This window comes from Burkholderia sp. Bp9142, from assembly GCF_003853415.1.
Taxonomy (GTDB): Bacteria; Pseudomonadota; Gammaproteobacteria; order Burkholderiales; family Burkholderiaceae; genus Burkholderia.
Map to the genome: position 1 here is coordinate 55,764 of NZ_QTPP01000039.1, position 21,918 is coordinate 77,681.

19 protein-coding genes and 1 pseudogene are annotated in these 21,918 nt (G+C 67.3%); 11 read left to right on the forward strand and 9 right to left on the reverse strand.

What is annotated here, in order from left to right; genetic code table 11:
* Positions 1–4: 4 nt before the first annotated feature.
* Complete coding sequence (locus DIE22_RS30865; RefSeq protein WP_124501237.1) at positions 5–727, reverse strand: ABC transporter permease; 723 nt, start codon at positions 725–727, stop codon at positions 5–7.
* A gap of 92 nt (positions 728–819) precedes the next feature.
* The gene (locus DIE22_RS30870; RefSeq protein ID WP_124606805.1) at positions 820–1,680 is read right to left on the reverse strand and encodes a transporter substrate-binding domain-containing protein; all 861 of its coding nucleotides are present in this window, start codon (positions 1,678–1,680) and stop codon (positions 820–822) included.
* Between the two features lie 472 nt (positions 1,681–2,152).
* On the opposite strand from DIE22_RS30870, the gene DIE22_RS30875 reads away from it, so the two are divergent.
* From DIE22_RS30875 to DIE22_RS30925, 11 genes are all read left to right on the forward strand, one after another.
* On the forward strand, positions 2,153–3,847 hold the full coding sequence (locus DIE22_RS30875) for a 5-guanidino-2-oxopentanoate decarboxylase (RefSeq protein WP_124606806.1): 1,695 nt from the start codon (positions 2,153–2,155) through the stop codon (positions 3,845–3,847).
* A complete protein-coding gene (locus DIE22_RS30880; protein WP_124501239.1) occupies positions 3,844–5,316 on the forward strand; it encodes an aldehyde dehydrogenase family protein in 1,473 nt (490 codons plus the stop codon). Before DIE22_RS30875 ends, DIE22_RS30880 begins: the two co-directional genes overlap by 4 nt.
* 149 nt (positions 5,317–5,465) lie before the next feature.
* A complete protein-coding gene (locus DIE22_RS30885) occupies positions 5,466–6,563 on the forward strand; it encodes a PotD/PotF family extracellular solute-binding protein (RefSeq protein ID WP_124501240.1) in 1,098 nt (365 codons plus the stop codon).
* A gap of 4 nt (positions 6,564–6,567) precedes the next feature.
* Entirely contained in the window at positions 6,568–7,488 is a 921-nt protein-coding gene (locus DIE22_RS30890) for an ABC transporter permease (protein ID WP_124606807.1), read from the forward strand.
* Positions 7,485–8,327, forward strand: a complete 843-nt coding sequence (locus tag DIE22_RS30895) for an ABC transporter permease (RefSeq protein ID WP_124501242.1) — start codon at positions 7,485–7,487, stop codon at positions 8,325–8,327. Before DIE22_RS30890 ends, DIE22_RS30895 begins: the two co-directional genes overlap by 4 nt.
* 53 nt (positions 8,328–8,380) lie before the next feature.
* On the forward strand, positions 8,381–9,454 hold the full coding sequence (locus tag DIE22_RS30900; protein ID WP_124501243.1) for an ABC transporter ATP-binding protein: 1,074 nt from the start codon (positions 8,381–8,383) through the stop codon (positions 9,452–9,454).
* Between the two features lie 51 nt (positions 9,455–9,505).
* On the forward strand, positions 9,506–10,330 hold the full coding sequence (locus DIE22_RS30905; RefSeq protein ID WP_124606808.1) for a transporter substrate-binding domain-containing protein: 825 nt from the start codon (positions 9,506–9,508) through the stop codon (positions 10,328–10,330).
* Positions 10,331–10,373: 43 nt separating this feature from the next.
* Positions 10,374–11,138 (forward strand): amino acid ABC transporter permease, encoded by a 765-nt coding sequence (locus tag DIE22_RS30910; RefSeq protein WP_124606809.1) that lies wholly within the window; start codon positions 10,374–10,376, stop codon positions 11,136–11,138.
* Positions 11,135–11,791, forward strand: coding sequence for an amino acid ABC transporter permease (locus tag DIE22_RS30915; RefSeq protein ID WP_124501246.1), 657 nt, complete (start codon positions 11,135–11,137; stop codon positions 11,789–11,791). The genes DIE22_RS30910 and DIE22_RS30915 overlap by 4 nt, the downstream gene beginning before the upstream one ends.
* Before the next feature lie 40 nt (positions 11,792–11,831).
* Entirely contained in the window at positions 11,832–12,557 is a 726-nt protein-coding gene (locus DIE22_RS30920) for an amino acid ABC transporter ATP-binding protein (protein ID WP_124606819.1), read from the forward strand.
* Between the two features lie 82 nt (positions 12,558–12,639).
* Positions 12,640–13,536: a LysR substrate-binding domain-containing protein gene (locus DIE22_RS30925; protein ID WP_124606810.1), complete on the forward strand. Its 897-nt coding sequence runs from the start codon at positions 12,640–12,642 to the stop codon at positions 13,534–13,536.
* 96 nt (positions 13,537–13,632) lie between these two features.
* Here the strand turns inward: DIE22_RS30925 and DIE22_RS30930 are convergent, their stop codons facing one another.
* The 7 genes and pseudogenes from DIE22_RS30930 to DIE22_RS30965 form a co-directional block, all read right to left on the reverse strand.
* On the reverse strand, positions 13,633–15,174 hold the full coding sequence (locus DIE22_RS30930; RefSeq protein WP_124606811.1) for a UxaA family hydrolase: 1,542 nt from the start codon (positions 15,172–15,174) through the stop codon (positions 13,633–13,635).
* 71 nt (positions 15,175–15,245) lie between these two features.
* Positions 15,246–16,583 carry an MFS transporter gene (locus DIE22_RS30935; RefSeq protein WP_124606812.1) on the reverse strand — a complete coding sequence of 446 codons (1,338 nt, stop codon included), beginning with the start codon at positions 16,581–16,583 and terminating at the stop codon, positions 15,246–15,248.
* Positions 16,584–16,623: 40 nt separating this feature from the next.
* Positions 16,624–17,931: an enolase C-terminal domain-like protein gene (locus tag DIE22_RS30940; protein ID WP_124606813.1), complete on the reverse strand. Its 1,308-nt coding sequence runs from the start codon at positions 17,929–17,931 to the stop codon at positions 16,624–16,626.
* Between the two features lie 70 nt (positions 17,932–18,001).
* Positions 18,002–19,114 (reverse strand): mannitol dehydrogenase family protein, encoded by a 1,113-nt coding sequence (locus DIE22_RS30945; protein ID WP_124606814.1) that lies wholly within the window; start codon positions 19,112–19,114, stop codon positions 18,002–18,004.
* A gap of 17 nt (positions 19,115–19,131) precedes the next feature.
* A complete protein-coding gene (locus tag DIE22_RS30950) occupies positions 19,132–20,154 on the reverse strand; it encodes a zinc-binding alcohol dehydrogenase family protein (RefSeq protein WP_124606815.1) in 1,023 nt (340 codons plus the stop codon).
* Positions 20,155–20,787: 633 nt separating this feature from the next.
* Positions 20,788–21,042, reverse strand: a pseudogene (locus DIE22_RS30955) (HpcH/HpaI aldolase/citrate lyase family protein); the annotation flags it as partial.
* A gap of 636 nt (positions 21,043–21,678) precedes the next feature.
* The coding region (locus DIE22_RS30965) for a 2-oxo acid dehydrogenase subunit E2 (protein ID WP_185640726.1) at positions 21,679–21,918 on the reverse strand (240 nt) is incomplete at its 5' end.

Here is a 21,918-nt window from a genome sequence, read left to right on the forward strand (position 1 = left end):
TCCGTCAGTTGCGCGCGAAATTGCGGCGGAACGAGCGGCCGACGATCGCCTCGGCCCGGTTGAACACGCGGTTCGACAGGCCCGTCATGACCAGGTAGAGCGCGCCGCCCGCGACAAAGAACACGAAGTACTGATGCGTCGAGTTCGCCGCGATCTGGCTCGTGCGCAGCAGCTCGGCGAGCCCGGTGACCGAGATCAGCGCCGAATCCTTCAGGCTCAGCTGCCATACGTTGCCGATGCCGGGCAGCGCGAAGCGCAGCACCTGCGGGACCAGGATGCGGCGCAGGACCATGCTGCGCGGCATGCCGATCGAGCGCGCCGCCTCGAGCTCGCCCTTCGATACCGCGAGCACGGCCGCGCGATACACCTCGGCCTGGTACGCGCCGGAGATCATCCCCACCGCGAGCGCGCCGATCACGAACGGCGGCACGCCGATGAAGCCTTCCGCGCCGAACCACTGGCCGACGGTCGTGACGAGCGTCGAGCCGCCGAAATAGAACAGGTAGATGACGAGCAGTTCGGGCACGCCGCGAAACACCGTCGTGTACAGGTCGCCGAGCAGGCGGGCACCGCGGTGGCGCGACAGCTTCGCCGCCGCGATCGCCGCGCCGATCACGGCGCCGACCGCGAGCGCGGCGAGCGTCAGCGCGACCGTCATCAGCGCCGCGAGCAACAGCACGCCGCCCCAGCCCTCGGTTCCGAAGCCGAGCATTTCAAGAATCGCCATGCGTGCCTCCCGGCAAGCGTTGAATGAATCCGCAGGATGCGTGCCGCCGCGCGTCGTGCGAGCCGCTTGCGCGGCGGCGGCCGGTTACGCGCTTACGGCGTGACGTCGGTCTTGAACCACTTGTCGGCCAGTTTCTTCACGGTGCCGTCCGCGAGCGCGGCGCCAATCGCCGTATCGAACTTCGTCTTCAGGTCGGCATCCTGCTTGCGGAACGCCAGCCCTTCACCCGGGCCCCAGATCGGTCCGCCAAGCTTCGGGCCCGCGAGCACGATCGATGCGTTGTCCTTCTTCGCGTTGTTCGCCGCGTAGTACGTGACGTCGTCGAACGACGCGTCGATGCGGCCCGCGACGAGGTCGAGATCGCGCTCCGGCGAGGTCTTGTACACGCGGATCGACGCGATGTCCTTGAAGCTGTCGTTGATGAACTTCGTATAGACGGTGCCCGACTGGATGCCGATCGTCTTGCCCTTCAGCTGCTTGCGCAGCGTGTCGACGGTCGGCTTGTCGGCATTCGCGTCGCCGGTCAGCTTGACGATCGGCGCGCCCGGCGCAGCCTTCGGCAGGATCTTCGTATCGGTGACGGCGAAGGTCGCCGGCGTGGCCGCATACGGGCGCGAGAACAGCAGGATCTTCTCGCGCTCCGGCGTGATCGAGATCGCATCCATCAGGACATCGAACTTGCCGGCCTGCAGGCCCGGAATCATGCCGTCCCAATCCTGCGCCACCATGTTGCACTGCACCTTGATGCGTTCGCACACGTTGGCGAGCAGCTCCGGCTCGAAACCGCCGAGCTTGCCGCCCGGCAGCGTGAGGTTCCACGGTGCATAGCCGCCTTCGAGCGCGACCGTCACCGTCTTCCATTCCTTTGCCTGCGCCGGTGCGGCAAGCGTTGCCGCCGCCGCCGCGATGATGCCGATCGTCCTGATTGCCCAGTTGATGCGCTTGCCGTTCACGAGATTTCTCCTTGCGTTGAAGTTCGTCATCCCTTCGGTGCCAGCAAGCCGCCTCAGGAATTTGTCTATACAAGCATGCAAGAAGAAAAACGGCGAGACAAGCATCGATCAAAAAAAACCGGGTAAACGCGGGAAATCCCCTAATTTCAGGGCTCCGGCGTGCCTCGTCGCGGTGAATTCAGGCACGCACTTGGTGCAAACGGGACGATCCAATCTCAAGGATGACTAGACAAATCATGAATTCGATCACGAGGATTCCGCGATTCGGCGCGTGAACATGGGAATGCCGGACCGACTGGCATGACGACCGGGTAATCGCCGCGCCGAGAATCGACTCCGCCATGCACGACGCTCATGCGCCGCATGAGAACTAATCGATTGTTGGCACCGCGGATCGACACCGACAATCCGCTTCATGCCCCCTCGTTTTCGGTACGGGCCTCTCATCCTCCCAATCGGCACATCACGATCCATGAGCCATCCAGCCAACGTCTCCTGCATCGCCGAGGCCCGCGCGGCCACGGCGGCACCGTTCCATGCGCGCCCCCGCACCTGTGGCGAAGCGCTCGTCGACCTCCTCGAACGCCAGGGTGTCGAATGCGTGTTCGGCATTCCCGGCGTGCATACCGTCGAGCTCTATCGCGGCCTCGCCGCATCGTCGATCCGCCATGTGACGCCGCGCCACGAGCAGGGGGCCGGCTTCATGGCCGACGGCTACGCACGCGTCACGGGCCGGCCGGGCGTCTGCTTCATCATCACCGGGCCGGGCATGACCAATATCGCGACCGCGATGGCACAGGCCTACGCGGATTCGATCCCGATGCTGGTGATCTCGAGCGTCAATGCACGACGCGAGCTCGGCAGCGGCGACGGGCGCCTGCACGAGCTGCCGTCGCAGCGCGACGTGTTCGCGGGACTCACCGCGTTCTCGCACACGCTGCTCGACGCGGCCGACCTGCCGCAGGTCCTCGCACGCGCATTCGCGGTCTTCGCCAGCGCGCGGCCGCGGCCCGTGCATATCGAGATTCCGCTCGACGTGATCGTGATGCCGGCGCCCGCGCTGTCCGCCGCCGCGCTCGTGCCGCCCGCACGCCCCGCGCCGGATGCGAACGCGCTCGCGGCAGCCGCCGACCTGCTCGCGCACGCGCGCCGCCCGCTGATCCTCGCAGGCGGCGGCGCCATCCACGCGGCCGCGGAGTTGCGCGAACTCGCCGAACGCCTGCACGCGCCTGTCGCGCTGACGATCAACGCGAAGGGCCTGCTGCCTGCCGGCCACCCGTTGCTGATCGGCTCGACGCAGTCACTGCCGGCCACCCGGGCGGCGATCCGCGATGCCGACGTGGTGCTCGCCGTCGGCACCGAGCTTGGCGAAACCGATTACGACGTCACGTTCGACAGCGGCTTCGCGATCGACGGCCGGCTGATCCGCATCGACATCGATGCGCAACAGCTGATGCGCAACGCCCGCGCGGAGATCGCCATCGCCGGCGATTCGCGGCTGGCGCTCGGCGCGCTGTCGACCCGCCTGCATGAACGGCCGGCACCGACACCCGAGGCCGGCTGGGGCGCGCCGCGGGTGGCGGCCGTGCGCGCCGCGATCGCGTCCGGCCACGACGGCGCCGCGCGCGCGCAGGCGCTGCTGATCGACACGATCGTCGCAACGCTGCCCGGTGCGATCATCGCCGGCGATTCGACGAGCCCCGTCTACGTCGGCAATTTCACCCACGATGCGCCGGCGCCGCGCAGCTGGTTCAACTCGTCGACCGGCTACGGCACGCTCGGCTACGGGCTGCCCGCCGCGATCGGTGCAAAGCTTGCCGCGCCTGCGCGCCCGGTCGTGTGCCTGATCGGCGACGGCGGCCTGCAGTTCACGTTGCCGGAGCTCGCGAGCGCGGTCGAGGCCCGCCTGCCGGTGATCGTGATCGTCTGGAACAACCGCGGCTATGGCGAGATCCGCAAGTACATGGTTGCGCGCGACATCACGCCGGTCGGCGTCGATCCGTATACACCCGATTTCCAGGCGCTCGCACGCGGCTTCGGCTGCGCGGCGCACGCGGCCGCGACACCCGGTGCGCTGGCCGCCGCGCTGCGCGACGCCGCGGCGCGCGCGATTCCGACCGTGATCGAAATCGACGAGGCAACCTGGTTCGGTCAGGTGCAGCGATGAGCACGGCACCCGATCTCGCGTTCGATCCACCGCTGCACACGCGCCATTTCATCGACGGTATGTGGCGCACGAGCTTCGACGGCGCGACGTTGCCCGTCGTCGATCCGTCGACGGAAGCCGTCCTCGCCGACGTCAGCGCAGGCGGCGAGGCTGACGTCGAACGCGCCGTGCAAGCCGCATCGCGTGCGTTTCCCGGCTGGAAACGCACGACGGGCGCCACGCGCGCGGCCCTGCTCCGCGCGATTTCGCGCGGCGTCGACGCACGTCGCACGCGGCTCGCCACACTGCAGTCGCTCAACAACGGCAAGCCGTTCGCCGAAGCCGGGATCGACGTCGCGGACGTGATCGCCACCTTCGACTACTACGCGAGCCTCGCGGAGCGCCTCGACACGGACGGCGAAACCGAGATCGCGCTGCCCGGCGACGACCATCGCGCGTGGATCCGGCGCGAACCGGCCGGCGTCGCCGCGCTGATCGTGCCGTGGAATTTCCCGATGGTGACGACCGCGTGGAAGCTCGCGCCCGCGCTCGCGGCCGGCTGCACCGTCGTGCTGAAGCCGTCCGAGATCACGCCGCTGCCCGAGCTCGAACTCGTCGCGATCGCGGCCGAAGCCGGCCTGCCGCCCGGCGTGCTGAACGTCGTGACCGGCACCGGCCACGACGTCGGCGCCCGGCTGTGCGCGCATCCGCTCGTCGCGAAGGTGTCGTTTACCGGCAGCACCGCGGTCGGCGCCCAGGTCATGAAGACGGCCGCGGACACGATCAAGGGTGTCGGCCTCGAACTCGGCGGCAAGTCGTCGATCGTCGTGTTCGACGACGCCGACCTCGATCACGCGGTCGAGCTCATCGCGGGCGGCGGCCTGTTCAACGCCGGGCAGATGTGTTCGGCGACCTCGCGCGTGCTCGTCGCCGCCCCGCTCGCCGACGACCTGATCGCGCGCGTCGCGCGGCGAATCGACGCGACCGTCGTCGGCCCGCCGTTCGCGCCCGGCGTGCAGATGGGGCCGCTGACGAATCGCGCGCAATACGAACGCGTGCAGCGTCACGTCGCGCAAGGCCAGGCCGACGGCGCACGGCTCGTGACGGGCGGCAACGCGCTCGACGGCCCCGGCTATTTCATCCGGCCCGCGCTGTTCGCCGACGTGCCGGCAGACTGCGCGCTATGGCGTGACGAGATTTTCGGACCGGTGCTGTGCGTCCGCACGTTCGACACCGAGGACGATGCGATTGCGGCCGCCAACGATACCGAATACGGGCTCGTCGCCACCGTCGTCACGCGCGACGCGGCACGCGGCAAGCGGGTCGCCGACGCGCTCGAGGCGGGCGTCGTGTGGATCAACACGCCGCAACTGATCTATCCGCAAACTTCATGGGGCGGCTACAAGCGCAGCAGCATCGGACGCGAGCTCGGACCGTTCGGACTGGCTGCGTTCCAGGAGATCAAGCAGGTCATGATGCCGGCCCGCTGAGGCCGACGGCCCATGCGTTTATGTCATGCCGCGCATGCGGATATTTCGTTTGTTGCGGAAATTTGACCTCCCTACAGTTCATCCACACCCCGCGCCGCAGCTCGGCGACCGGCATCGAACCACACGGCATCGTTCATCAGGAGACGGCCATGCAACACTTCAAGGCGGGAAGAAGGCAGGTGATCAAGACCCTCGGCACGGCACTCGCCGCATCCGCCCTTCCGATGCCATTCATCAGTACTGCGAAGGCACAGTCGAACCGCTTCGCGGGCAAGACGCTGCGCCTGCTCACGTGGTCTGACGATACCGGCGCGGCCGCGCTGCGCAACATCGCGGAAACCTTCAGCAAGCAGACCGGCGCACGCGTGATCGCCGATCGGGCGGACGGCACCTCGGGGATGGTCGCGAAGGTCAAGGCCGCGGGCGAGCGGCCGACCTACGACGTCATCACGCTCGCCGGCGTCGGCGCGGCCGGTCTCGCCGATGCGGGCCTGCTCGCGAAGCCCGACCTGAACCGCCTGCCGAACCTGAAGGATGTCGCGCCGCCATACCGCACGGGCGCGAACGGCTTCGGCATCGGCTACCTGCTGTGGTCGGACGGGCTGATCTATAACACGGCGACCGTCAAAAGCGCCCCGTCGAGCTACGAGGCGCTGTGGGATCCGAAGTATGCGGGCCGCCTGTTCCTGCCGCCGCCCGAGTGGGCCGAAGCTGTCGACCTCGCGATCATCGCGGCGAAGCTGGCCGGCGGTTCGCAACAGAACATCGATCCGGGATTCAGCAAGCTCGCGCAACTGAAGGATCGCGTGATGACCCTCGGCGAAAACCCGAACCAGGTCGCCGACCTGTTCCGCACCGGCTCGCTCGACATCGGCGGCATCTATTCCCCCGCGTTCTTCCCGGACCAGATCCGCAAGCCGGACTACAAGATGGGCGTGACGTACGGGATGAAGGAAGGCTTCGCGACGCAGCTGATGTTCACCGTGATCCCGAAGGCGCACCCGGGCGACCTCGACCTGATCCACGCGTTCATCAACCATTCGCTCGACGCGGGCGTGCAGGGCCGGATGGCGGCCGACGTGCTGAACGGCCCCGTGAACGGCAAGGCCGTGATTCCCGCGGCAAGCCGCGCGTTCGTGCCGTCGCCGCAGCAGATCGCGGAGAAGGCCGTGCTGCACGACGACAAGGCGCTCGCGGCCGTCCAGCCCGCGTGGATCAAGCGCTATACGGGCCTCTTCTCGGCGTAACGACATGGCCTCCCTGTCCTCCTCCCGCGATGCGGGGCCGGCCGCCGCGGCACCGGCCGGCGCCGACGCCGGGCCCGCACGGCCCGGCGTGCCGCCCTGGCTGCTGCTCGCGCCGATCCTCGCGTTCCTCGCGGTGCTCGCCGCCGCGACGCTCACGGTGTTGCGGATGAGCGTGGGCGTGTCCGGCGACGAATGGCGGACCTTCACGCTGCAGAACTACGCCGATCTTGCGGACCCGTACTTCATGCATTCGCTGTGGCTCACGCTGCGCCTCGCGTTCCAGAGCATGGTGTGCGCGGTGCTGCTCGCGATCCCGGTGGCGCTCGCGATGGCGCGGACCGAATCGCGGCTCGCGCGCCGGCTGCTGCTCGCCGGCGTACTGTTGCCGCTGCTCGTGAACCTGCTGCTGCAAGGCTATGGCTGGCTCGTGATGCTCGGCCCGGCCGGGCTGCTCAACCGCGCACTGCTGGCCACCGGCGTGATCGCGAGCCCGCTGCAGTTGCTGTACCGCGAGCACGGCGTGCTGCTCGGGCTGATCCAGACCGCGTTCCCGCTCGCCGTGCTGCCGCTGTCGAGCGCGCTGCGCGCGGTGTCCCACGCGTACGACGAAGCCGCCGCGACGCTCGGCGCGAGCCGCTGGCAGACGCTGCGGCACGTGACGCTGCCGCTCGCGCTGCCCGGCCTCGTCTCCGGCGCGCTGCTCGTGTTCGCGTACAACGCCAGCGCGTTCGCGGTGCCGCTGCTGCTCGGCGGTCGACGCGTGCCGATGCTCGCGGTGCTCGTGCACGACCAGGTCGCACCGTTGCTCAACTGGCCCGCCGCCTCGGCATCCGGCGTCGTGCTGATGGGCGCGACGCTCGTCATGATGGCGGTTTCCCAGCGCCTTGTGCGCACCCTGCAACGTGCCGGCGAGGTGAACCGATGAATGCCCTGCTCTTGCGCGCGCCCATGCCCGGCCGCCTCGGACGCGTGACCGGTGCGCTCGCGACGCTCGTGCTGTTCCTCGCCGCGCTGCCCATCCTGACGATGATCACGATGTCGTTCGGCGCGTCGGGCACGCTCGAATTCCCGCCGCGCGATTTCAGCCTGCACTGGTATCGCGCCGCATGGCAGACGTTCGTGTCGTCCGATGCGGGCAGCGCGCAGTCGATGGGCGCCGCGTTGACGACGAGCCTCGTCGTCGCGGTCGCGACGATGCTGATCGCGACCGCCGTGTCGGTACCCGCGGCCTACGCGCTGTCGCGCTGCCGGTTCCGCGGCAAGACGCTCGTCGAGCAGCTCGTCGCGTTGCCGATCGTCTATCCGCTGGTGATGCTCGGCCTCGCGCTGCTGATCGTGTTCAACGCGCTGCCGGTCGAGCTCGGCATCGTGCGGCTCGTCGTCGCGCACGTGATCCTGACGCTGCCGTTCACGGTGAAGAACTGCGCGGCCTCGGTCGCGTCGATCGGGCCCGACTTCGAGGAAGCCGCATGCCTGATGGGCGCGAGCCCGCGCCGCGCGCTCGTCGACGTCGTGCTGCCGCTGATGCGGCCCGGGATCCTCGCCGGGATGCTGTTCGCGTTCATCGTGTCGTTCAACGAATTCACGGTGACGTTCTTCCTGTACAGCATCGACACGATGACCCTGCCGGTCTGGCTCTACAGCCGCACCGTGTCGTCGCTCGACCCGACCGTGTTCTGCTTCGCCGTGTTCACGGTCGCGATCGACTTCGCGCTGATCTGGATGCTCGAAAAACTCGTCGGCGACAAGGGCGTCGCGCTCTGACGCGCGCACCGCGTTCGCCCTCGCCCTCGCCCTCGCCCGTGCAAGGAACCCTCATGACCCAGCTCATCCTCCAGAACGTGACGAAGCGCTTCCATCAGGCGTATGCGGTCGATCACGTCGACCTGTCGGTGCCGGACGGCAAGCTCGTCTGCTTTCTCGGTCCGTCCGGCTGCGGCAAGACCACGCTGATGCGGATCATCGCCGGTCTCGACACACCGACCTCCGGCACCCTGACGTTCGCCGGCCGCGACCTCACGCACGTGCCCGCCAACCGGCGCGACTTCGGCATGGTGTTCCAGTCGCTCGCGCTGTTTCCGCACATGACGGTCGCGCAGAACATCGCGTATCCGCTGCGGCTGCGCAAGACGGCCAAGGCCGCGCAGGCACGGCGCGTCGCCGAGCTGCTGGAGCTGATCCAGCTTCCGCACATGGCCGACCGGCTCGTCACGCAACTGTCGGGCGGGCAACGCCAGCGCGTCGCGATCGCACGCGCGATCGCGTCGTCGCCGCGCCTGCTGCTGCTCGACGAGCCGCTGTCGGCACTCGACGCGAAGCTGCGCGAGGCGATGCAGGTCGAGATCCGGCTGCTCCAGCAACGGCTCGGCATCACGACGATCATGGTCACGCACGACCAGCGCGAAGCGATGACGATGGCCGACGAGATCGTCGTGATGGAGCAAGGCCGGATCCAGCAGGTCGGCCGGCCGCTCGACATCTATCGCGATCCAGTCAACGAGTTCGTCGCCGGCTTCATCGGCCTCGGCAACATCCTGCCGGTCGCGTGCGACGGCGAGAACGCGATCGTCCTGCCGGGCGGACAACGGCTCGCGATCCGGCGCGCGCCGGACACGCCGCGCGCGGCCGCCGCCGTGCGCCTGCTGATCCGTCCGGAGGACGTCTGCGTGCGCCCGGGCCATGCGGCGGCGGCCGCGCCGAATACGCTGGCCGGCACGATCTCGTTCGTGCGCGACGTCGGCGCGTCGATCGAAGCGACGATCGACTGCCCGGGCTTCACGCTGACGGCCGCGACGACGCCGCGCGAGACGCCCGACCTGCACGTCGGCATGCCGGTACTCGCGGAACTGCCCGCCCATGCCTGCAAGCTCATCGCCGCCCGCGGCGCCTGATCTCCCCTCCCTTTCTCCAGCGCAGTCCCGCGCAGCAACGAGGATCTCACCATGAACGCAACGACCCAAGCCACCCGTCACGTGCAGCGCCTGCTCGCCCGTACCGTCCTCCTCTGCGCCTGTGCCGGCGCAGCGGGCCTTGCCGCCTTCGCGCCGCTCGCGCATGCCGACACGCTCGATACGATCGCGAAATCGGGCGTCGTGCGCATCGGCGTGTTCGAGGACTACCCGCCGTTCGGCTCGATCGGCCCCGACATGAAGCCGCAAGGCTATGACATCGACATGGCGAACCTGATCGGCCGGGCGCTGAACGCGAAAGTCGAACTCGTGCAGGTCACCGGCGACAACCGGATGGCCTATCTCGCCGACCGCAAGACCGACATGCTGCTGTCGGTCGGACAGACGCCGGAGCGCGCGAAGGTGATCGACTTCTCGAGCGCGTATGCACCGTACTACCTCGCGGTGTTCGGCCCGAAGTCGCTGGCCGTGAAGGGCAACGCCGATCTCGCCGGCAAATCGGTCGCGGTCGCGCGCGGCACGCTCGAGGACCTGAGCGTCAGCAAGGTCGCGCCGCCCAGCGCGACGATCAAGCGCTTCGACGACCCGAACGGCGCGATCGCGGCGTTCCTGTCGGGACAGGCGCAATTGCTGGTGGTCGGCAACGACGTCGGCGCGACGATCATCGCGCGGCATCCGTCGATCGATCCGGAGCAGAAGTTCTCGCTGTTCAGCTCGCCCGATCACGTCGGCATGAACAAGAACGAGCCGCGCCTGATGCAGAAGGTCAACGACGCGATCGCCGGCGCGAAGAAGAACGGCACGCTGAACACGTTGTCGCAGAAGTGGCTGCACGCGGCACTGCCGGCCGATCTGTGATGCGCACCGCCTCCGCCCCGCATTCACGACGAAAGGCATCGCGATGACCTACGTGTTCGACTTCAGCGATTTCGGCCTCCACGCCGGCATGCTCGCGCGCGGCATTGGCGTGACGCTCGGCCTCACCGCGGCCGCCACCGTGCTGGGCGGCCTGATCGGCACCGCCGGCGCGTGGATCGCGCTCGCCGGCCCGCGCTGGGCGCGCGCGCTCGTCGCGGCCTACGTCGAGCTGATCCGCAATACGCCGTTCCTGGTCCAGTTGTTCTTCATCTTCTTCGGGCTGCCCGGGATCGGCGTGCACATCGACGAAGTACAGGCGGCCGTGCTGGCCATGACGGTCAACCTGGGCGCGTATGCGGTCGAGATCCTGCGCGCCGGCATCGAATCGGTGCCGCACGGGCAAGTGCAGGCGGCGCGCGCGCTCGGGTTGCACGGCCGGCAGGTGTTCGGGCACGTCGTGCTGCCGCAGGCGCTCGCGAACGTGTACCCCGCGCTGCTCGGGCAGGTGCTGATCGTGATGCTCGGCTCCGCGGTCGTCTCGCAGATCTCGGTGCCCGACCTGACCTACGCGGCGAACTTCATCCAGTCACGCAATTTCCGCGCGTTCGAGATCTACATCGTCGTGACCGCGATCTACCTGCTGCTGTCGATCGCGCTGCGCATGCTGCTCAATCGCATCGGCCGGCGGCTGTTCTCGGGCCGCGCACCGCGCTGCGCGGCTGCCGCACCGCCGCGCGCCCGGGTTGCCCGCTTCGCGTGGCGCGCCCGCTCCCCTGAAACCCGCCTTCCCACGGAGCGTGCACGATGATCGAATTCACCTTCGAGGATATTGCATGGAACCTGCTGCTCGCCGCACGCTGGACCGTGCTGCTGTCGCTGATCACGTTCGCCGGCGGCGGCGTTGCCGGGTTCGCGCTGCTGGCGATGCGCATCTCGGCGTCGGCGGCGCTGCGCCGCTTCGTGATCCTGTACGTCGAACTGTTTCAGGGCACGCCGTTGCTGATGCAGCTGTTCCTCGGCTTCTTCGGATTGCCGCTCGTCGGCATCGACGTGACGCCATGGGTTGCCGCGTCGGTCGTGCTGACGCTGAACGCAAGCGCCTATCTGGCCGACATCTGGCGCGGCTGCGTCGACGCGGTACCGCGCGGCCAGTGGCACGCGGCGGCAAGCCTCGGCATGACGTGGATTCAGCAGCTGCGCTACGTGGTGTGGCCGCAGGCGTGGAAGATCGCGCTGCCGCCGACGGTCGGCTTCCTCGTGCAGGCGGTGAAGAGCACCGCGCTGACGTCGATCATCGGGCTGACCGAACTGACCAAGACGGGCAACATCATCACCAACGCGGTATTCAAGCCGTTTCCGATCTACGCGATGGTCGCGCTGCTCTACTTCGCGATGTGCTTCCCGCTGACGTGGTATGCCCGCGCGCTCGAACGTCGCTATCGCGTCGCGAAGGCACGCTGAACCGGCGCCGCGCGCGCCTCATTACGATCCAGGGATGTCCATGATTTCCATCAGCAACGTTTCGAAGTGGTACGGCCCGTTTCAGGTCCTCGCCGATTGCACGACCGAGGTCAGGAAAGGCGAGGTGGTCGTCGTGTGCGGCCCGTCGGGTTCGGGCAAGTCGACGCTGATCAAGACCGTGAACGGCCTCGAGCCGTTCCAGCAGGGCGGGATCCGCGTGAACGGCCAGCCGGTCGGCGACAGGAAGACGAACCTGTCGAAGCTGCGCTCGAAGGTCGGGATGGTGTTCCAGCATTTCGAGCTGTTCCCGCATCTGTCGATCACCGAGAACCTGACGCTCGCGCAGGTCAAGGTGCTCGGCCGCGGCAAGGACGAAGCGAACGAGAAGGGCATGAAGCTGCTCGATCGCGTCGGCCTGAAGGCGCATGCGCACAAGTTCCCGGGCCAGTTGTCGGGCGGCCAGCAGCAGCGTGTCGCGATCGCGCGCGCGTTGTCGATGGATCCGATCGCGATGCTGTTCGACGAACCGACGTCCGCGCTCGATCCGGAGATGATCAACGAAGTGCTCGACGTGATGGTCGAGCTCGCGCAGGAAGGGATGACGATGATGGTCGTCACGCACGAAATGGGCTTCGCGAAGAAGGTCGCCCATCGCGTGATCTTCATGGACAAGGGCGCGATCGTCGAGGACGACCGCAAGGACGATTTCTTCTCGAATCCGAAGTCGGATCGCGCGAAGGACTTCCTCGCGAAAATCCTGCACTGAGCGATACCGCGGCGCGTCATGCCGCACGACGCGCCGCGCGCCGCGCGCCGCCGGCCGCCATTTTCCGGAACCTGCCGTCCAGATGAAACGACTTCCTTCCCTCAACGCGCTGCAGATCTTCGACATCGTCGCCCGTCACGGCAGCTTCACGCGCGCCGCCGAGCACCTGTGCCTGACCCAGGGGGCCGTGAGCCGGCAAATCCTCGCGCTCGAGGGCTTCTATCAGTTTGCGCTGTTCAAGCGCACGCCCAAGGGGCTGACGCTGACGGCCGAAGGTGAACTCCTGCTGCCGACGGTGCGCGAAAGCTTCACGCGCATCGAGGAGGTGTCGATGCGCCTCTCGCGCAGGCGTACCGAACTCGCGCTGAAGGTGCCGACCTGCATGATGCAGTGGATGCTGCCGCGAATCATGCGGTTCCAGGCCGAGCATCCCGAACTCCAGGTGCAGATCACGACGACCTGGGATCATCACGTCGATTTCCGCATGGAACCGTTCGACGCCGCGGTGATCTACGCTGCCGGCGGCGGCCCCGACATGCATGCGATCCCCTTGTTCGAAGAACGGCTCACGCCGGTCTGTGCCCCGAGCCTGCCGGACCGGCAGCCGCTCGCGAGACTCGACGACCTGGCCGGTCATACGCTGCTGCATCCGACCCGCGACCACCGCGACTGGAAACGATGGCTCGCCCATGCGGGCGCACCACACGTCGACTCGACTCGCGGGTTGAGCTTCGAAACGCTGGACCTCGCGACGCATGCGGCAATCGACGGTTACGGCGTCGCGATCGGCGACAGGACGCTCGCGGACGAAAGCCTGGCGGCGCACCGGCTGGTGATGCCGTTCGACATATCGTTGCCGACTGGGATGGGCTATTACTTCGTGTATCCGGGCGGTGCCGAACAGCAGCAGAAGATCCAGCTGTTCGGCGACTGGATCGCGAACGAACGCAGGGACGCCACGGGCGTCGCGCCCGCCTGAGCGGATGCCGCAAATCGCGCATGCGGCGCGCCCTCACGACAAGCGCGATTGCGCCGGCTCGGGCGGCTCGCGCGGGAGGTCGCGCACAACACGCGGCTACGTGATCACGCCGACCTGCCATGGCACGAACTCGTTCTGCCCGTAGCCGTGCAGTTCGCTTTTCGAGCGCCGGCCCGACGCACAGTCGAGCATCGCGCGGAAGATCTCGGCGCCGAGTTCGTCGACGCTCGATTTGCCGTCGATCACGCCGCCGCAATCGATATCGATGTCGTCCGCCTGGCGCGTCCATAGCGCCGTATTCGTCGCGAGCTTCAGCGACGGCGACGGCGCGCAGCCGTATGCCGACCCCCGGCCTGTCGTGAAGCAGATCAGGTTCGCGCCCGATGCGACCTGCCCGGTCGCCGACATCGGGTCGTAGCCGGGCGAATCCATGAAGACGAGGCCGCGCGCATCGATCCGTTGCGCATATTCGTATACGTCGACGAGATTCGTCGTCCCGGCTTTCGCGATCGCGCCGAGCGATTTCTCGAGGATCGTCGTGAGCCCGCCCGCCTTGTTGCCGGCCGACGGATTGTTGTCCAGCGCAGCACCGTGACGCGCGCAATAGGCTTCCCACCACGCGATTCGCGCGAGCAGCTTTTCGCCGACGGCGCGGCTGACGGCACGCCGGGTGAGCAGGTGCTCGGCGCCGTAGATTTCCGGCGTCTCGGACAGGATCGCCGTCCCGCCCTGCCTGACCAGCCGGTCGACCGCCGCACCCAGGGCAGGATTCGCCGAGATCCCCGAGTAGCCGTCCGAGCCGCCGCACTGCAGCCCCACCACCAGATGCGCCGCCGGCATCGGGACCCGCGCCGCGCGGTTCGCGTCCGCGAGCATCTCCGTGACCATCGCGATGCCGCGCTCGATCGTCTTGCGCGTGCCGCCGCTCTCCTGGATCGTGAAGTGGCGCAGGCGCGCGGCGTCCGCGTGCCCGCCTTCGCGCAGCACATCGCCGATCTGGTTGGTCTCGCAGCCGAGCCCGATGAACAGCACCGAGTGGAAGTTCGGATGCACGGCGTAGCCCGCCAGCGTGCGCCGCAGGATCGCGATACCGTCTCCCTGCGAATCGATCCCGCAGCCGAGCCCGTGCGTGAGCGCGATCACGCCGTCGACGGCCGGATAGTCGGCCAGCGCCTGCGGGCGCACATCGCGCCGGAAATGATCGGCGATCGCGCGCGCCACCGTCGCGGAACAATTGACACTCGTCAGTATGCCGATGTAATTGCGGGTCGCGATTCGGCCGTCGTCACGGCGAATGCCCATGAAAGTTGCCGGCGTTTCGTCGTATTGCGTCGGGCTCGCGGCGACGCCGAACCCGTGCTCGCGCGCGAACTCGGCCATGCCGAGGTTGTGCACGTGCACATGCTGGCCGCGCGCGATCGCCTCGCGCGCGACACCGATGATCTGGTTGTAGCGCCTGACCGGCTCGCCTGTCGCGATGTCGCGTGTCGCGATCTTGTGGCCGGGCGGAACCAGGCCGGCCACGACGAGCGCCTCGGATGCGATCCGCGCGCCGGAAACCAGTTGGCGCGTCGCGATCACGACGTCATCGTTCGGATGCAGCCGGATCGCGACCGGCTCGGTAACTTGAAAGGACATGAAGGTGATCCTGGATCCCTGACGGGTCGTTCGTCGCCGGCGCGCGACGGTCCCGCGCGCCGGCGAATGGTTCATCGATGCGAGCCGGCCTGCGCGCCGCCCGTGGTGCGCTCCGCGGCCGCGTGCTCGATCCCGCGCAGCGAGCGCAGCAGCAGCACGCTGCCGAAACACAGCGCGGCGACCACGACGAAGCCCGTGCGCGAATCGTGCGACACCGCGTCCGCGAACGCCTTGATCTGCGGCGACACGAAGCCGCCGAGATTGCCGATCGACACGATGAACGCAATGCCGCTCGCCGCGCCCGTCCCGCCGAGATAGCGCGTCGGCAGGCACCAGAACACCGGCTGGCACGCGACCAGCCCGGGAATCGCGATGCAGAAGGCGAGCAGCGCGAGCACGGGTGTATTGATCACGGATACCGATGCGAACGCGAGAATCCCGACCGTCAGCATGCCGGTCGCGACCTGCAGATGATTGTCGTGGCGATCGGCGAAACGCGTCGCGACGATCATCGCGGCAATCGTGCACAGCCACGGGATCATCAGCAGCAACCCGATCTTTCCGTCGATCTGGGTGCCCATCGTCGCGGCGAACTTCGACGGCAGGTAGAACGCGAGCGGCGCATTGCCGATCTGGATGCAGAAGTACGCGGCAATGAACGTCAGCACCCGACGGTCCTTCAGCACGCCGAACACGGCCGTGGACAGATGCCGCGATTTCGCGCGCTCTTCCGCGTCGAGCGTGTCGCACAATGCGCGCTTCTCGTCGTCGGTCAGCCAGCGCGCGTCCTTCGGCCGGCTCGTCAGGTAGAAGAACGCGATCACCCCCACCACGGTCGCCATCAGCCCCTCGACCACGTACATCCATTGCCAGTTGCGCAAGCCGAACACGTCATGCATCTGCAACAGGAAGCCCGACAGCGGATTGCCGATCAGCATCGCGATCGGCACGCCGAAGTAGAACAGTCCCAGCGCACGGGCGCGCCCCTTCGCGGGGAACCAGTAGGTCAGGTACAGGATGATCCCGGGAAAGAACCCGGCCTCGGCCGCGCCGAGCAGGAAGCGGATCGCGTAGAACTGCGTCGGCGTATGCGCGGCCATCATCGAGGCCGACACGAGCCCCCACGTCACCATGATCCGGCTCATCCAGACCCGGGCGCCGATGCGATTCATGATGAGGTTGCTCGGCACTTCGAACAGCGCGTAACCGATGAAGAAAATGCCGGCGCCGAATGCGAATGCCGCATCGCTCAGGCCCGTATCGGCCTGATAGGCGATCTTCGCGAAACCGACGTTCGCGCGATCGATGAACGCCAGCGCGTACATCAGCGTGAGGAACGGCAGGAGCCGGATCGCGGCCTTCCTGACCGCGCTGGCAAGGTGCTTCGATTGATGCGGATCGTGATCCATCGTTGTCTCCGGAATGGTTCTTGTCGTGATGCCGGCCCGTTTACGCTCGCCACTCGGGTCCGTCGGGGTATGCGTATGAATCGAGCGAAGCCTGCTTCATCGTGACGCCGTAACCGGGCGCCTCCTGCGGCATGTAGCGACCGCGGCGAATCACGATCGGCGCCTCGAAATGCTCGTGAAGATGGTCGACGTATTCGAGCACGCGCCGCTCCAGCGAGCCCGACACCGCGATGTAGTCGAACATCACGATGTTCTGCGAGTACTGGCACAGACCGACGCCGCCGCCGTGCGGACATACCGGCACGCCGAACTTCGCCGCCATCAGCACGACGGCGAGCACTTCGTTGAGCCCGCCGAGCCGCGCGGGATCGAGCTGGCAGAAATCGAGCGCGCCGGCCTGGAAGAACTGCTTGAACATCACGCGGTTGTGCGCGTGCTCGCCGGTCGCGACACCGATCGGCCCGATCCGCTGCCGGATCGCGGCGTGACCGAGAATGTCGTCGGGGCTCGTGGGCTCCTCGATCCACCACGGATCGAACCGGGCGAGCACCCGCATGTTCGCGACGGCCTCGTCGACGCCCCAGTTCTGGTTCGCATCCATCATCAGCTTGCGGTCCCAGCCGAGTTCCTCGCGCAGGATGGCCGCCCGCCGCACGTCCTGCTCGAGATCGGCGCCGACCTTCTGTTTCAGGTGGGTCCATCCATCCGCCACCGCCGCGCGGGCGAGCGCGCGCATCTTGTCCTCGGAGTAACCCAGCCAGCCGGCCGCGGTCGTGTAGCCGGGAAAACCGTGCGCGTGCATCTCCCGTTCGCGCTGCGCCTTGCCCGGTGCGGCCCGGCGCAGCATCGCGACGGCCTCCTCGCGCGTCAGCACGTCGTCGATGTACGTGAAGTCGATGCAGCTCACGAGTTGTTCGGGCGGCATGTCGACCAGGAATTTCCAGACCGGCTTGCGTGCCGTCTTGGCCCAGAGATCCCAGATCGCATTGATCAGCGCCGCCGTGGCGAGATGCACCACGCCCTTCTCCGGGCCGACCCAGCGCAACTGGCAGTCGCCGGCAACCATCTCGTGCCAGTACGCGCCGAAGTCGGCCGTGATCTCCTCGAGCGAACGGCCGATCACGAACAGCTTCGCGAGCGCGTGCGCCGCCTCGACGCACAGCTCGTTGCCGCGGCCGATCGTAAACGTCAGCCCGTGCCCCTGGAGGCCGTTGCCCGCGTCGGTGACGAGCGTCACGTAGGTGGCCGAATAATCGGAATTGCCGTTCATCGCGTCCGAGCCGTCCATGCTCTTCGACGTCGGAAAGCGAATGTCACGTACCTGCACATCGGTAATGCGTGTCGTCATCGTTGCGTGTCTCCATTTCATTTCACTTCACTTCATTGCATGCCGCGGCGGACCGGTACGCCGCGGCCGCTCATCCGAGCGCCGCGGTCAGGCGCGGCTGCATGATCGGCAGCCGCAGCGCGCGCGCCAGCTCGACCGCCGGGCGCAGGCGCCGCGCCTTCTTCATGTCGTGATTGCCCGCGATATCGGCGAGCCGATGCGCAAGGAACGGATTCGAGAACCGGTCGCGCACCTCGTCCAGGTACGCCAGCGCCGCGTCGCGTTCTCCGAGCGCATCGAACACCGGCATCACCTCGTCGTTCCATACGGCTTCGAGCGGCGCGCGGTACGCGCGATCGTCCATCGCCGCGCCGACCGTCATGTCCGGCATGCCGCCGCGCTCGAGCCATTGCTCCGCGAGCACCGTATGCCCGAGATTGAGCAGCAGCAGCTTCCGGCGCTCGTAAACGTCCAGATCGTCGGTCACGACGATGTCCGGGTGCTCGCACGGCAGCGTCATCCCCGCCGTGCGGCCGACCGCCCACAGCGCATACGGTTCGGCGATCGCGCCGACCGGGTGGATCGGCTCCGACACGATGCGGTCGACGAGGGAGTTGACCCACACGCAGCCGCCGAGCAGGTAGTCGACGAACGCGGCATCCGCCTCCCATCGCCGCGCGACGGCGACCACCAGGTCGCGCAACGTGTCGCCGTTGCGCGCGACGAGCTCGCACGGAAGCAGCGTGACGGGCGCCCCGCCGGCGCGAAAGCGCTCGTGCAGCAGCACCGCGAGCTTCGCCGCGAATCCGCGCGGCGGCCGTGAGCCGTCGAGAAGATCGGCCCCGTCGTCATCGAACAGCGCGTAACCGCTGTCGCCGGTGTTGGAGACGATCGTGCGGACCGCGCACGCGACGCGCTCGCGCAACCGCGCCCAGTCTTCCGTCGCATGCAGCGCTTCGGTGATCGCCGTGCAGTCGACCACGCGATCGATCGTCTCGCCGTGCCGCAGGCCGCGGATCCGCACCGGATAGCGCCTGGTCGCACGCAGCGCGTCGATGCGCGCGCGGCTTTCGGCGCTCGACGTCGTCTGCACCACGGTGATCTCGCCGAGCGCGCGGCCCGCGGCCAGCGCTTCCGACGTAAACAGGTCGACGTGCGCCTGGAGGAAGCGGCTGGTACCGAATTGCAGGATCGGATTGCCCATCGGTTCGTGCCCCGCCGTCAGCATTCGACGAGCGCCTTGATCACGCCCGCATCCGGCTCGAGGAGCTGCGCGAACCGGTCGGGCAGATCGGCGAGCGTCAGCGCGTGCGTCTTCAGCGCGTCGGTCGGCACCCGGCCCGCACGCATCGCGTCGAGTACCGTTTCGAAGTCCGCGGGCGTCGCGTTGCGGCTCGCGAGCAAGGTCGTTTCGCGCTTGTGGAATTCGGGATCCGAGAACGAGATGCGCCCCTTGACGAGCGAGATCAGCACGTACTTGCCGCCGTGCGCGACGAAGTCGAGGCCGCGCTCCATCGCACCGAGGTTGCCGGTGGCGTCGAACACGACGTCGAAAAATTCGCCGTCGGTGAGCGCCGCAAGACGCGCCACGTCGGTGGCGGCGCCTGTCGTGTCGAGCAGCACGGCGGCGTGCGCACCCAGCGCGGTCTCGCAGACCTCGAGCCGGTCCGCACGGCTGTCGAGCACGCTGACCCGCGCGCCGCGCAGCATGGCGAAGATCAGCGCGGCCATGCCGATCGGCCCCGCGCCGACGACCAGCACACGCTGCCCCGGCCGGACGTCGGCCCGCGCGACCGCGTGCGCGCCGATCGCGAGGAATTCGATCATCGCGGCCTGGTCGAGCGTGACGCCATGGGCCGCGAACACAAACGCCTGCGGAACGGCGAGGTACTCGGCCATGCCGCCATCGGCGTGCACGCCGAGCACCTGGATGCGGGTGCAGCAATTCGTCTTGCCCGCACGGCACGCGACGCACGTGCCGCACGACAGGTACGGCATCACGTAGACCTGGTCGCCGGCCTTCACGCGCGCCCCCGCCGGAGCGGTCTCGACGACGCCGGCCAGTTCGTGGCCCATCACCCTCGGATAGGCGAGGTACGGCTGGTTGCCGGTGAAGATGTGCATGTCGGTGCCGCAGACACCGACCCGCTTCACGCGAATCAGTACATCGTCGGGTCCGGCTGCCGGCATCGGGCGCTCGGCGACGACAAGGCGACCGGGTTCTTCACAAATGACAGTTCTCATCGGTGTCTCGATAACGTATGGAATGGGACGGCGCGGAAACGTGCCCCCGAAAATTGGCCTGACCAGACACAGGCTATTGGTCTGACCACAATTGGTCAAGCCAATTCAGGAAATTCATGGAAAATCCCTAGCCTGCGGGGCGGCAGAACGCGTCGCAGCGGAGGAATGGCTCTCGATAGGGCAATATTTCACTGGACTGGGCGTGATAGCGCCAACCGTCTCGAGTACCCGGCATTTGGTAAGGCCAATTTAACGAATCGATTCTCCACCGATGCGCGAATACGTGGCGGGCCCCGACTAATTGGTCAGGCCACTGAAGCGAAGTAGACTGACTGCCTGCGCCGTGCGGTCGATGCAATGCGCTCGGCCATTGCGGAGGCCGGCCCGCGCTCCAGCCCGATCTCGAATTTCGCGTCGAGATTGCGTCAATGACGGCCAATTCGGTGCTTGTCAGGCTGGTGGGCGAGCTTTTCGACGGGCGCCACAGTCCGGATCTCGTCGCGCGTCGGCGCGCGCACCGAAAGCAGGCGGACGTGGGCTAACGCGTTCGACGAACATGAGTCTGTTCTGCGCGCTGGGAAACGAGCTGAACCTCGAAGATCGAACGGCGGAACGACTGGCCTGACGCCTGCCTCAGGATTTTTCCGCGTCGCAATGCAACTCCATTGCGAGAATCTTCAACGCTTTCAACTCAACGGGTCGATCGACCATTTTGCCGTCAACGGCTACAGCGCCGCCCCCGCTTGCTCGCACCGCGGACACTACGCGCTGCGCCCAAGCAAGTTCTTCTGTCGAATACGCAAAGCCCGCGTGGACAGGTTCGATCTGTTTCGGGTGAATACACAACTTCCCGCCAAAGCCATTGCGCTTGGCCCCGCGGGCGCCCCTCGCCTCGCGGAACACCGCATTGATGCAGGTCGCTCGACGTATCGTCGCGCCCGAACTTTGCCGCCCCGCCAGTATCTGCTGGTCCAATTCTCTGCCCGTGGGCTCTGCCACCAGCGCGGTTCAGCATTGTGTCGTCGACTTGATCAAGGAATTGCAGGCACGGGACGACTGGATGGGAATCGTGCTGCGCCAAATGTGCCGGCTGCTTTTGCCTGAACCCGCCGACGTGGCTCCCGGCCGCACCCGTTCGCCACCGCAACGCGCCCGGCATCGCCTGTCACAATGCACGCATACATCTGTGCATTGAAAGAAGTCATCATGCCCGGAATGTCGGATCGCACGGAGTCGCGTCGCTGAGGGAGTGCCCAGCTGCGGCGCACCCGTCAGACAGAGGGGGGAGAAACCCGCGGAAGAACCGGACTACGGCCAGACAAGAGAACGCGAACCTGGGCAGCACCACCTTTGACGTCCGCCCAAGGACGCGCCTTTCTTTTGGTTACTTTTCTTTGGAAGACAAAGAAAAGTGACCGCCGCCCCGCGCAGGGGCGACGCTGATAGACCATTAGCAAAACAGGTTCAACGACAGAGCGCGGATAACCGACAAAAAACCCACGCCCTCGCGAGCCCCACAGCTCATCAAAGAATGAAGCGACGGAAATCGCCAAGCAACGCACCGAGATACGCATTGAACCGCGCGGCTTCCGCGCCATCGATCACGCGATGGTCCCATGACAATGACAGAGGAAGAATGAGCCGCGGCACGAACTGCTTGCCGTCCCACACCGGCTTCAACTGCCCTCGCGACAACCCGAGGATCGCCACTTCCGGCGCGTTGATGATCGGCGTGAAGTTCGTGCCGCCGATCCCGCCGAGCGA

What these genes read in the sequence shown, in the direction of transcription:
- DIE22_RS30945 (WP_124606814.1), bottom strand. Translation starts at nt 19,114, where the DNA reads ATGGGCAATCCGATCCTGCAATTCGGTACCAGCCGCTTCCTCCAGGCG.
- DIE22_RS30890 (WP_124606807.1), top strand. Translation starts at nt 6,568, where the DNA reads ATGGCCTCCCTGTCCTCCTCCCGCGATGCGGGGCCGGCCGCCGCGGCA.
- DIE22_RS30880 (WP_124501239.1), top strand. Translation starts at nt 3,844, where the DNA reads ATGAGCACGGCACCCGATCTCGCGTTCGATCCACCGCTGCACACGCGC.
- DIE22_RS30935 (WP_124606812.1), bottom strand. Translation starts at nt 16,583, where the DNA reads ATGGATCACGATCCGCATCAATCGAAGCACCTTGCCAGCGCGGTCAGG.
- DIE22_RS30920 (WP_124606819.1), top strand. Translation starts at nt 11,832, where the DNA reads ATGATTTCCATCAGCAACGTTTCGAAGTGGTACGGCCCGTTTCAGGTC.
- DIE22_RS30930 (WP_124606811.1), bottom strand. Translation starts at nt 15,174, where the DNA reads ATGTCCTTTCAAGTTACCGAGCCGGTCGCGATCCGGCTGCATCCGAAC.
- DIE22_RS30865 (WP_124501237.1), bottom strand. Translation starts at nt 727, where the DNA reads ATGGCGATTCTTGAAATGCTCGGCTTCGGAACCGAGGGCTGGGGCGGC.
- DIE22_RS30875 (WP_124606806.1), top strand. Translation starts at nt 2,153, where the DNA reads ATGAGCCATCCAGCCAACGTCTCCTGCATCGCCGAGGCCCGCGCGGCC.
- DIE22_RS30940 (WP_124606813.1), bottom strand. Translation starts at nt 17,931, where the DNA reads ATGACGACACGCATTACCGATGTGCAGGTACGTGACATTCGCTTTCCG.
- DIE22_RS30950 (WP_124606815.1), bottom strand. Translation starts at nt 20,154, where the DNA reads ATGAGAACTGTCATTTGTGAAGAACCCGGTCGCCTTGTCGTCGCCGAG.
- DIE22_RS30895 (WP_124501242.1), top strand. Translation starts at nt 7,485, where the DNA reads ATGAATGCCCTGCTCTTGCGCGCGCCCATGCCCGGCCGCCTCGGACGC.
- DIE22_RS30905 (WP_124606808.1), top strand. Translation starts at nt 9,506, where the DNA reads ATGAACGCAACGACCCAAGCCACCCGTCACGTGCAGCGCCTGCTCGCC.
- DIE22_RS30885 (WP_124501240.1), top strand. Translation starts at nt 5,466, where the DNA reads ATGCAACACTTCAAGGCGGGAAGAAGGCAGGTGATCAAGACCCTCGGC.
- DIE22_RS30900 (WP_124501243.1), top strand. Translation starts at nt 8,381, where the DNA reads ATGACCCAGCTCATCCTCCAGAACGTGACGAAGCGCTTCCATCAGGCG.
- DIE22_RS30910 (WP_124606809.1), top strand. Translation starts at nt 10,374, where the DNA reads ATGACCTACGTGTTCGACTTCAGCGATTTCGGCCTCCACGCCGGCATG.
- DIE22_RS30925 (WP_124606810.1), top strand. Translation starts at nt 12,640, where the DNA reads ATGAAACGACTTCCTTCCCTCAACGCGCTGCAGATCTTCGACATCGTC.
- DIE22_RS30915 (WP_124501246.1), top strand. Translation starts at nt 11,135, where the DNA reads ATGATCGAATTCACCTTCGAGGATATTGCATGGAACCTGCTGCTCGCC.